Raw genomic sequence first — 8,914 nt, forward strand, 5'->3', positions numbered from 1 at the left:
GACTTCGCGTGCCGCTCCGGGCTCTCCTTCTGCCAAACTGCCGGCAACTTGCCCCAACAGCTCTGGATCATCCTCATGAGTTATCCATTTCTTTTGTAGCTTCACACCAATTTCCAAGCGCCCAATCATGGCTACATTGTTAAGTACAGCAGGTGCAACGGGGAAAATATCGCCTGCGATATAAATCTTGCCCTCCGTTAAGGTAACGGTCTTTGTGTCTTTGTTGACAAAGGCATCAGCCCGTTCAACGCGGTCTCCTTCTTGTGCCACAAGGCGCCCCAAACGGTCATGACGCCCCCTGATGATGGTTTGTATTTCATTGAGTTCACCACCTTGAAGAAAAGAGCGCCTGCCATAAAATACAACGCTTTGTTGTTCATCTTTGCCAACCGATCTATCAATTGCAAAGGGTAAGCCACTTTCATGTTTCATGTTAAAACCTCAATAAAATCTTGAATTGTTCGCGAACATCCGCACGCAAAGGAATGTTGACGGGTGTTTTGAGAATTTCTACACCGCCACGCAGTTCACCAAATCCTAACCAAAGTTTACCAGGGGGTGTCTGTTCTGCGAGAGAGCCATGAACGAGGAGGGAAACAGAGGCGGCTTGTTTGTCCTCAACATCCTCAAAATCTGTGCGGGCTGCAAGAAACAGCATAGTGCCAGTTGGGGAAGGATTAAATCTGTTGCCACAATGGCTGTAGGCGCCCTCAATAGCTTGTTCAATAGGCTGGACAATGTTGCATCTTCGATACCCAATCAGAGCATTGTTTGCGTCTCTTAACACGAGATAAAGTGTACGGTTGCTAAACCACTCTGCCATGAGTATGTCGCGTTCATGTTTTTTAACTGAACACCAAGGAAAATTTGCCAAATCCCAAGGGTAATCAATTTGGTTCCAGCTTAACTCCTCGTCAAAGTCATCTATCCAATTGCCAATAAGCTTGCCTTCTTCTTTTGTGAGGGTATGCTTGATTTCTGTTGTGCGTCCAAAGGAAAACAGTGTGTCTCCAGCTGTTAAGCGCACGCCACTCTCGAAGTCCAGCATGCTGTGATCAAGGCGTGACATATTGGCTTCCAAAGCTTGCACATCATACCCCGCAACACCACGACGAAAATCAGAGCGCAAACTTTTGGAGAGATCTGTGATTGCTTCAATGGCTTCAAGGCTGCTTTGTTTAGGGAGACTGTCAAAGTAAAGTTGAAAGGAATTCCACCATGCACGCCCAGACCATGCGGGTATAAAGCGGGCTGTAATCTCTAACCATCTCAACCCCATCTCTATTGCCATAACAGACCCGCGTATCCGCTGCCATGCAAGTCCTTGGTCAATCAAATCATAGAGGTTTGGAACATAAGGTGTGAGTTCACCAAGTCCATATTCTTCAATCAACCATGGCAAAAAGCGGGGAGGGCGTGTGATCAGTTTTGCACGTGAAATCCCCAAAACAGCTCCATCAACATCTTGATGAAAGTTGCAAGCATCGGCAAGGCGTTTTTCAAATTCTGTTGCATGTGAGGGGAGGAGGGAACCAACCATTAGCGTGCACGCCCTTTGAAGTTTAAGGTGATTTTGCCAATCGATAAGATTTCTTCATCACAAACTGCACTGTCCTTTGTGGGTGTAATGGCAATCACTTTTTGGACACCAGGGATCATCAGTTTTGAAACCCACCACGAGAGGCTTAATTCACGACCAATGGCTTGTTCTTGTCTCCATGCTGCTCTTAAATTTGCCTCCATTGTCGTGAGAATTTTCAAAGATGTTTCCGGTAACAGCCAAACATCTGCTTCTAAGTCCAGCACTTTTTTAACAGCAGCATGCACAATAATCGTATCATTGGTCATGATGATATTTTTTCTGTGAAGAGCTTGTGAAACTGTTTGTAAGAGATCTTCAGAGGCTGTTCCTTCTTCATTATTACCAAAAAGAGCAACATAGATGGTTGGGTCTTTGCCTTTACGATAGATAATGGCATCTTTCACTCGACTATCGGCTGTTAAGGCGATAAGCTTGTAATAGGGTTCTGTTCCACTTCCGTTTCCTCCACGGGCATGAAGCTGTATGCGTTCACGATATCTCTCGTCACTTTCTCCTTCCATGCGGGCAATACCATGCCAGTTTCCTAAGGCATCAAGAGATTCACCGATTGCAAAATCAAGAATGTTGTTGCGTGCTGCCTCATTAATACGCTGTCTTAAAAGCAATTCTCGATAGCTAAAAGCCTCAATAACTTTTACGGCTGGATCACTTTCAAGAATGGTATATTCAGGCAAAAGCTTTTTTAAATGAGCAAGAGCCGCAGCGCGGATTTCCTCAAAAGAAAGTTCTGTAATAATTTCCGGTTTTGCAAGCACTCCATTCATTTTATCAATAATCCTTCCATGGTAATGGGCTTGCCGGATGGCAAATAAATGCCTTCAAAGGATAAAGAAACTTGTCCAGCCTCACTCCATTTAAAATCAATTTTTTTCAATTTAAAACGCGGTTCCCACTTGTCTAAAGCCTCAGCAACAGCAGCATAAAGAGCAACAGCAAAAGCATTATTCACTGGAGCATCAATGAGTTCTGCAACACGTGAACCATAATCACGACGCATTACACGCGAACCAATCCGCGTTGACAAAATATCAAGGATTGATTGGCGTAAATGATCAATGCCGGTTAATGGCTTTCCTGTTGTACGGTCCATTCCACTGTTCAATTGGGACCTCCTGTCATGGAACCACCAGAATAAACACCTCCATGAACATGGGTTGCTCCTACATTGGTGCTGTTATGTTTTAGTCCACTTGAATGAATGGAAACCTCATTGCTTGAATAAAGAGAAACATTTTCCTGCGAATTGAGTGAAATGTTCCCCTCTGCTTTTATAGAAATGTTGCCCTTTGCCTTTAAATTCAGATCACGTTCTGAAGTGATTTGTATGCTCTCCGGTGCGCTAAGCTCTAGCTTACCAGCATCTCCTTTGAGTGACACGCCATCAGAGATTGTCAGAATAAATTTTCCACCCGATTTTATATTGAGGGCATAGGTGTTTTGTTCATCGTCATATTCAAGGCTGGTTCCATCAGGGTATATCGTTCGGTGAATGCTGCCCTTATCGGCTGCTTGGTTCGCATCGGTATGAATGGAACCCACAATCATCCCTTGCGATAAATCCCCTGATGATGAAACAACAATCACTTGCTCTCCAACATCGCGCCCTTCATAAGAGCGTGTTTTACCGGCGCGGGCTTGTGTGTCTGGAATCCAGTCACTGACAAGATTGCCACTTTTTATCCGATAGCGTGCGTTTTTATGGTCGACATGGCTAATTGTTCCCACCACAACCATATTGGCCACACGTCTCTTTAGATCTGTGATTTCTTTATCGCGCCGCTCTAACATGTCCACCTTCAATTTTATGGTATTTATCTTTATTTCTCACGCCTGTTTCTGGTTCAAAGCTTAAGAAAGGTTCAACGATTCTTGCTGTTACACTGCCTTCTTCTTCATCCATGTTGGGGATATTGGTCACATAAATGACTTCAAAGGTTAAAATTGCACCATGGAGCGCTAGGGCGCCATTATCGCCAAAGGCAAAAGCAATATTTTGCAGGCGGCATGTCTCAACGGTGTTGTTAAGATTGGGGTTGGCATAGAAAATCTCTTCAACTTCCCATGCTAATTGGTCAACAAAGCGTGCACCCTCTTCACATGTTGCATAGCATTCAACATCCACCGTTAAAACACGCCGCCTTAAGCCAAAATCATGTCCATCTTCAATGGTTTCATTTTGCGTTGAGATATTAATAGCTGGCATTGTTTCAATAAATAAATTGAAATCACGCATATTGAAAACATTGTCACCAGCCACTGTTTTTGCCGCCTTTATCAACGCAACAAATGTTTCTCTTATCGTCTCGCGGGGATGCATAAATGTTTCTGTCATTCAATATTTATCCTTTTCTTAAAACTAGTATCATGTTATGATACATAAAAGAACGAATAGAGGTGATTTGGTGATTGAATCTTTTGCGGATAAGCGGTGTAAAGATCTTTTAGAAGGCAAGACGCCTAAAGGTTTTCCTGCAACATTGGTACGCATAGCACAAAGAAAATTGTTTATGCTCGATAAAGCAGTTGATCTTAAAGATTTACGCAGTCCTCCAGGAAATCATTTAGAAGCATTGAAAGGAGAGCATAAAGGTCAATATTCTATTCGTATTAATAACCAGTTTCGTCTTTGTTTTGAATGGCGTTCTAATGGTGCCTATGAAGTTGAAATTGTAGATTATCATTGATCTATAGGAGGTCGAGATGAAAAATTATATTGCAATACATCCAGGAGAAATTTTACGGGAGGAATATTTAAAAGAATATGCTCTGTCTGCTTATGCTCTTGCAAAAGCATTGAATGTTCCACGCACGAGGATAGAACGTATTGTTGCGGAAAATAGCCCAATAACTCCTGATACCGCTCTCAGACTGGCTTCTTTTTTTGATACGACAGCTGAGTTCTGGCTTAATATGCAAGCTGCTTATGATGTTCATATTTTACAAGCCGAAAAAGCAGATGAATTTGCCAAAATTAATAAGTTTGAATGTAGAACTTAACCACCTCCCCACCTTGAGAACGGGGAGGCGATTTCTGTTTTTACTTAAGCAACTTTTCTAATGGGGTTCTCGAAATTTGGTTCATAAGCGCGCAACAAAGAATCCATGCTATGCGGTAATTCTGAAGCTCCAAAATCTGTTAGAACTGTTAAGATTTTAAGTATACTTGGCATCTCATCCTGAAGTTTTAAAATCAAAGCTTTTTCTATGACACTCATAGTGTCAACCAGAGCTGTACAATCTTTGTCATTCATATTTTCATGTCTAGAAAATTGAGATAATGCTATCCATAAATCACATAAGAAGTTGGTATCTATCTTCATTGCACACCTCCATGGATTTGCTCTCTTAAACATGCTAATCCTCTGGATGTAATTTTTGTGGAAGGGAGTACCTTTTCTGTACCATCCGGTCTTTGAATAGTGATAGCAGGGCAATCCATGAATCCTTTCTTAATTTTGTCTTGATAAGGTAACAGAGGCGCCCCCGGAGCCCGCCGGTAAACCCAATCATGTTTACGCAAGTAATCGGTTAAATCCTTTGGTCGTACTTCTAACATTTTTGCTGCTTCGATAAGACCAAACAACCCATCAGAGCGCTTTAAACCTTCTAAAGCCTCTGCTTTTGGAGACAATTCGGCAATAACATGGTCTTTCTGTTCTATTTGACTTTGTAAGTGATTCAAGACGCCAAGCAATGCTTCGGGTTTCGAATAGTCAACTTGTGGTGTTGCTACTTGTCTTTCTAATTCTTGCCAACGGTCAATAATCTTTGCTCGTAAAGCAGTGCTGTAACCCGAAACAAGAATTAAACACTCACGTTTAGGTAGGTTATAGCAAGGAAGAGTACGACCTGTTGAATCTCTGTAGAATCCTGCAAATTCACTCAGCTCAATTTTGAGCTCAGTGAGTATTTGCCGAATATCCCGCATAACATTCCGATGTTCTTTACCACATAATTCAGCAATCTCACGACTGGACATAGTCTGAGTGCTAACACTATTAGCAGTGCTTTCTCTAATTTCTATAAGTGTGTTCATGATGAACTCCTGTGTAGTTAGAAGTTTCTTATTGACATTCCAGAGGAATGCCGGGTGCTAAGAAACACGGTACACAGTCCGTCGCTATGCTTTTCCCAAAAGGGTATTTTATGGCACAGCCACACCCGACAAAGCCATTATATGCGTGTAACATATAACGAGTCAAAGTTTTTAATTGGCAGAGAAGAGATTGTTTCGGCAATCTATCCGCTGTGTATTTAAAGTGTTTCTTAGGCACCTGATTCGATTATTCATATTGTTGCTACATTGTCAAGTGGCAATGTAATGTTTTTATAAAAGTAATTAGTTAAATCCTTTGGTCGCACTTCCAACATCTTTGCTGCTTCGATAAGACCAAACAAACCATCAGAGCGTTTTAGACCCTCAAGTGCCTCTGCTTTTGGTGCTAATTCTGCAATAACATGATCTTTCTGCTCAATTTGACTTTGTAAATGGTTCAAGACGCCAAGTAATGCTTCGGGTTTGGAATAATCAACTTGTGGAGCGGCTATCTGTGGTGTTGCTACTTGTTTTAACCGTCTTTCACATTCGATAAAGTATAAACGAGCTTCTCTACCTTTCTTATTATTTTCAAGCATAGAGAGCTCTTTGGCTACGCTTAAAGTCAGATGATAATCTTTACGATTGTGACCACCCCTGCCTTTGCTTCCCAAAATAGGGAAGCAAACAAAGTCTTGATTTTCTACCAAATTATATTTGTTGATACGTTCAGTAATCCAGTCCGCAAATTTTTTACCTACTTCTAAAAAACTATGCAATTCACGTGCATTTACTGTCTGAACGATATCGCCATCAATACTGGTTTGATGTATGTCGATTAAATATTGTGCCATGATTTGGCTCCTATGTGCTTAAAGGTTTTTCATTGACACTCTATGAAGAGCGCCGGGTGCTGAAAAACACGGTACACAGTCCGTCGCTATGCTTTTCCCAAAAGGGTATTTTATGGCACAGCCACACCCGACAAAGCCATTATATGCGTGTAACATATAACGAGTCAAAGTTTTTAATTGGCGGAGAAGAGATTGTTTCGGCAATCTATCCGCTGTGTATTTAAAGTGTTTTTCAGGCACCTGATTCGATTATTCATATTGTCGCCACATTGTCAAGTGGGAACGTAATATTTTTATAACAATAATCAAAACAGCTTGCTAGACAAAGGTGCTTTATTGTTTCTGTTCTCGCAAGATAAGCTTATACATACCGGATTCTGAGGCTTGGACATCTGTGACCACGAAATGCTCTTGAGAAGAGGGGGCTTTGTTGTTTTCAGGTGAGATGATCACAATACTATCTTGAGGTTTTGGTGGCATTCCCCCGATATCATTAATACAAAGGTCAAGTTCCTTTCTTGGAATTGTCGTGGGGATTCTGCCACCAGCCTCCGATTCCGAATGTTTAATGGTGTAAATCGCTGTAATTTGAAACGATTGTTGATTATCCTTTCGCGTGTAGATGACGGGTTGCCCAAAGGTGTTGCGCACGTCTTGAATCATTTGGTTTAGCAACCCGTGCCATCGCATGTTATTTTCCTCCACTGACCGCTTTAAAGAGCATTTCAGGACGTGTGCAAATATAAAGCGGATAGCTGTATACCTCCGGTTTTACCCATGCATTACGGTCGTGATCAACGATCAGCATGGTGTAGAGTGGTTTTCCAACCGTGTTGGCAAAATCCAAACTTTCTCCAGGAGAAAAGGTTTTTTGAAACACGCCTGGTGCATTGGCAGGCAAGAATTGACATTCATCCGGCTTAATGCCTATGGCGCGCTTTGTTCCAGCCTTCGCACTCACATTATAGTTGTGAATACTCCGGTAATTAATGAAAGTCACACCCGCAAAGTCAAAACTACCAAAACTCCCAGAGCCAATCGAACTTGGTGTTGCAACACCTCCAGCACTATTTAAAGTTTGAGCAAGCGCTGTGTTGAGATAAGTCTCACGAATTGTTTTATGGTTTTTCAATTTGGAGAAAAATTCATTTCCACAAAGCCCAATAATGCGTGAACGATCAGAAAATGCTCCTTTTGAAGCTTCAATCATCCTCATAATGACTTGATCAACATGGTCCGCAACATTGGTTGTCTCATTATTTAATTTAAAGTCAATCGGCTTTGGTGGTGCGATTTCCCATTCCTTGTACCAATCGACAATAACAGAGCCATCGGCATCAAAAACCACCCCTTGAACAGCGCCAAGTTGCATGTTTTCCCATGTCAATTCGATTTCAGAAATCAGTTTCTTTTGTTTTCTGGCAATATATTTCATTGCTGTCTCGAGTTGATCTTCTGTCCCAAATTCACGCCGGTTTTGGATTTCCTCTGATTTCACCGTGTCACTTTTGGCAATGCGTGTTGTTTTGAAAAACCGAAGATTACGTCCATCTCTATCCCCTTCTGCCAAGGGGGCACCACGTTCACTGGTTTGAATCAAGGACAATGTATTGTCACGTCTTTCAATACCAACCACTGTGGTGCTTGTTTCCACTTCCTCAAAAAGATCAAGAGAACTAATAAGTCCCGGTTGAAACTCATAGTTTTCAATCGCTTTCATCATGGTGGTGGCAGAGAAAGCGTCGTGTTTAAAAAAGTTCATATCCATGTGCGCATTCTCCTATCGCAATAAAATATTGTTATGGTCTTCGAGAGACTGAATGGCAGCACTTTTTTGTTCATCTGTAATGGCATCTGGCCATAGCAATTCAGAAGCTTTTACAGTGCATAAGCGTGCTGTCATTACGGCACGTTGATCGGCTTGAGAGGCATCAACAGTGGCAAAAGAAATTCCAGCAGGGATTTGGCTGCCATCTGATGCTGCTGGATTAAGGGGGGCATATTTTTCTGATGCTGTAATTTTCCCCATGACAGTTCCCGCTTCAATGAAGGCTCCTGATGCAAAAACCACTTCTTCGTTTGACATATCCGTATCGTAGGGTCCAAGATAAGCGCCATTGCGTACGTCTTCATAAATAATATTATTCATTTTATTGCCCTCCAAGCTGTTTCCCATTTTGTATGAATTTTTGCCTTGCTCGTTCCATCACTGTGAGGGGTATAAGGCGAGACTTTTAAAGACGCGCTTTGAGAGCTAGCAGCCGTCAACACACACTGGCGTGCTTTCTCAACACTCATACCGTTTTGAATAGCTTTTGCTGCGTCAAAAGAAACGCCTAAGTGTTTTGCTTGCCTTTCAAGGGTTGTTAGTGCTTTTGCGCGCTTTCTTTCTTTTTCAAGAGCAGCTTTTATGTTTTCCTG

The 8,914-nt window shown here is 42.0% G+C and carries 15 protein-coding genes; 2 read left to right on the forward strand and 13 right to left on the reverse strand.

Annotation, left to right across the window (positions count from 1 at the left end; all coding sequences use genetic code 11):
• The 6 genes from ACFINU_RS08460 to ACFINU_RS08485 form a co-directional block, all read right to left on the reverse strand.
• The coding region (locus ACFINU_RS08460) for a DUF4815 domain-containing protein (protein WP_375618780.1) at window positions 1–432 on the reverse strand (432 nt) is incomplete at its 3' end.
• A gap of 1 nt (window position 433) precedes the next feature.
• Window positions 434–1,540 (reverse strand): phage tail protein, encoded by a 1,107-nt coding sequence (locus ACFINU_RS08465; RefSeq protein ID WP_375618779.1) that lies wholly within the window; start codon window positions 1,538–1,540, stop codon window positions 434–436.
• Window positions 1,540–2,367 (reverse strand): baseplate J/gp47 family protein, encoded by an 828-nt coding sequence (locus tag ACFINU_RS08470; RefSeq protein ID WP_375618778.1) that lies wholly within the window; start codon window positions 2,365–2,367, stop codon window positions 1,540–1,542. The genes ACFINU_RS08465 and ACFINU_RS08470 overlap by 1 nt, the downstream gene beginning before the upstream one ends.
• Window positions 2,364–2,705, reverse strand: coding sequence for a GPW/gp25 family protein (locus tag ACFINU_RS08475; RefSeq protein ID WP_041581347.1), 342 nt, complete (start codon window positions 2,703–2,705; stop codon window positions 2,364–2,366). Before ACFINU_RS08475 ends, ACFINU_RS08470 begins: the two co-directional genes overlap by 4 nt.
• Window positions 2,702–3,391, reverse strand: coding sequence for a phage baseplate assembly protein V (locus ACFINU_RS08480; RefSeq protein ID WP_375618777.1), 690 nt, complete (start codon window positions 3,389–3,391; stop codon window positions 2,702–2,704). The genes ACFINU_RS08475 and ACFINU_RS08480 overlap by 4 nt, the downstream gene beginning before the upstream one ends.
• Window positions 3,372–3,920 carry a hypothetical protein gene (locus ACFINU_RS08485; protein ID WP_375667563.1) on the reverse strand — a complete coding sequence of 183 codons (549 nt, stop codon included), beginning with the start codon at window positions 3,918–3,920 and terminating at the stop codon, window positions 3,372–3,374. Before ACFINU_RS08485 ends, ACFINU_RS08480 begins: the two co-directional genes overlap by 20 nt.
• A gap of 52 nt (window positions 3,921–3,972) precedes the next feature.
• Between ACFINU_RS08485 and ACFINU_RS08490 the strand changes: the two genes are divergently transcribed.
• Window positions 3,973–4,287, forward strand: a complete 315-nt coding sequence (locus tag ACFINU_RS08490; RefSeq protein ID WP_375618776.1) for a type II toxin-antitoxin system RelE/ParE family toxin — start codon at window positions 3,973–3,975, stop codon at window positions 4,285–4,287.
• A 16-nt stretch (window positions 4,288–4,303) separates the two neighbouring features.
• Entirely contained in the window at window positions 4,304–4,600 is a 297-nt protein-coding gene (locus tag ACFINU_RS08495; RefSeq protein WP_100129256.1) for a HigA family addiction module antitoxin, read from the forward strand.
• 44 nt (window positions 4,601–4,644) lie between these two features.
• On the opposite strand, the gene ACFINU_RS08500 is transcribed toward ACFINU_RS08495, so the two are convergent.
• The 7 genes from ACFINU_RS08500 to ACFINU_RS08530 all read right to left on the reverse strand — a co-directional run.
• Window positions 4,645–4,923: a hypothetical protein gene (locus ACFINU_RS08500; RefSeq protein WP_375618775.1), complete on the reverse strand. Its 279-nt coding sequence runs from the start codon at window positions 4,921–4,923 to the stop codon at window positions 4,645–4,647.
• A complete protein-coding gene (locus ACFINU_RS08505; RefSeq protein ID WP_375618774.1) occupies window positions 4,920–5,639 on the reverse strand; it encodes a phage antirepressor KilAC domain-containing protein in 720 nt (239 codons plus the stop codon). Before ACFINU_RS08505 ends, ACFINU_RS08500 begins: the two co-directional genes overlap by 4 nt.
• A gap of 251 nt (window positions 5,640–5,890) precedes the next feature.
• Window positions 5,891–6,493, reverse strand: a complete 603-nt coding sequence (locus ACFINU_RS08510; RefSeq protein WP_375618773.1) for an antA/AntB antirepressor family protein — start codon at window positions 6,491–6,493, stop codon at window positions 5,891–5,893.
• 333 nt (window positions 6,494–6,826) lie between these two features.
• Window positions 6,827–7,183 (reverse strand): hypothetical protein, encoded by a 357-nt coding sequence (locus ACFINU_RS08515; RefSeq protein ID WP_375618772.1) that lies wholly within the window; start codon window positions 7,181–7,183, stop codon window positions 6,827–6,829.
• Between the two features lies 1 nt (window position 7,184).
• The gene (locus ACFINU_RS08520) at window positions 7,185–8,261 is read right to left on the reverse strand and encodes a major capsid protein (RefSeq protein WP_375618771.1); all 1,077 of its coding nucleotides are present in this window, start codon (window positions 8,259–8,261) and stop codon (window positions 7,185–7,187) included.
• A gap of 12 nt (window positions 8,262–8,273) precedes the next feature.
• Window positions 8,274–8,642: a head decoration protein gene (locus ACFINU_RS08525; RefSeq protein WP_375607153.1), complete on the reverse strand. Its 369-nt coding sequence runs from the start codon at window positions 8,640–8,642 to the stop codon at window positions 8,274–8,276.
• The coding region (locus tag ACFINU_RS08530) for a hypothetical protein (RefSeq protein WP_375667561.1) at window positions 8,639–8,914 on the reverse strand (276 nt) is incomplete at its 5' end. The genes ACFINU_RS08530 and ACFINU_RS08525, both read right to left, overlap by 4 nt.

Origin of the sequence: Bartonella sp. AC130YNZD (genome assembly GCF_042196865.1) — a bacterium.
In the GTDB taxonomy this organism is placed as follows: domain Bacteria; phylum Pseudomonadota; class Alphaproteobacteria; order Rhizobiales; family Rhizobiaceae; genus Bartonella.

Excerpts from the sequence above, each read along its gene's own strand:
- ACFINU_RS08495 (WP_100129256.1), top strand. The coding sequence starts at position 4,304 with ATGAAAAATTATATTGCAATACATCCAGGAGAAATTTTACGGGAGGAA.
- ACFINU_RS08470 (WP_375618778.1), bottom strand. The coding sequence starts at position 2,367 with ATGAATGGAGTGCTTGCAAAACCGGAAATTATTACAGAACTTTCTTTT.
- ACFINU_RS08525 (WP_375607153.1), bottom strand. The coding sequence starts at position 8,642 with ATGAATAATATTATTTATGAAGACGTACGCAATGGCGCTTATCTTGGA.
- ACFINU_RS08485 (WP_375667563.1), bottom strand. The coding sequence starts at position 3,920 with ATGCATCCCCGCGAGACGATAAGAGAAACATTTGTTGCGTTGATAAAG.
- ACFINU_RS08515 (WP_375618772.1), bottom strand. The coding sequence starts at position 7,183 with ATGCGATGGCACGGGTTGCTAAACCAAATGATTCAAGACGTGCGCAAC.
- ACFINU_RS08505 (WP_375618774.1), bottom strand. The coding sequence starts at position 5,639 with ATGAACACACTTATAGAAATTAGAGAAAGCACTGCTAATAGTGTTAGC.
- ACFINU_RS08500 (WP_375618775.1), bottom strand. The coding sequence starts at position 4,923 with ATGAAGATAGATACCAACTTCTTATGTGATTTATGGATAGCATTATCT.
- ACFINU_RS08465 (WP_375618779.1), bottom strand. The coding sequence starts at position 1,540 with ATGGTTGGTTCCCTCCTCCCCTCACATGCAACAGAATTTGAAAAACGC.
- ACFINU_RS08510 (WP_375618773.1), bottom strand. The coding sequence starts at position 6,493 with ATGGCACAATATTTAATCGACATACATCAAACCAGTATTGATGGCGAT.
- ACFINU_RS08480 (WP_375618777.1), bottom strand. The coding sequence starts at position 3,391 with ATGTTAGAGCGGCGCGATAAAGAAATCACAGATCTAAAGAGACGTGTG.
- ACFINU_RS08520 (WP_375618771.1), bottom strand. The coding sequence starts at position 8,261 with ATGGATATGAACTTTTTTAAACACGACGCTTTCTCTGCCACCACCATG.
- ACFINU_RS08490 (WP_375618776.1), top strand. The coding sequence starts at position 3,973 with ATGATACATAAAAGAACGAATAGAGGTGATTTGGTGATTGAATCTTTT.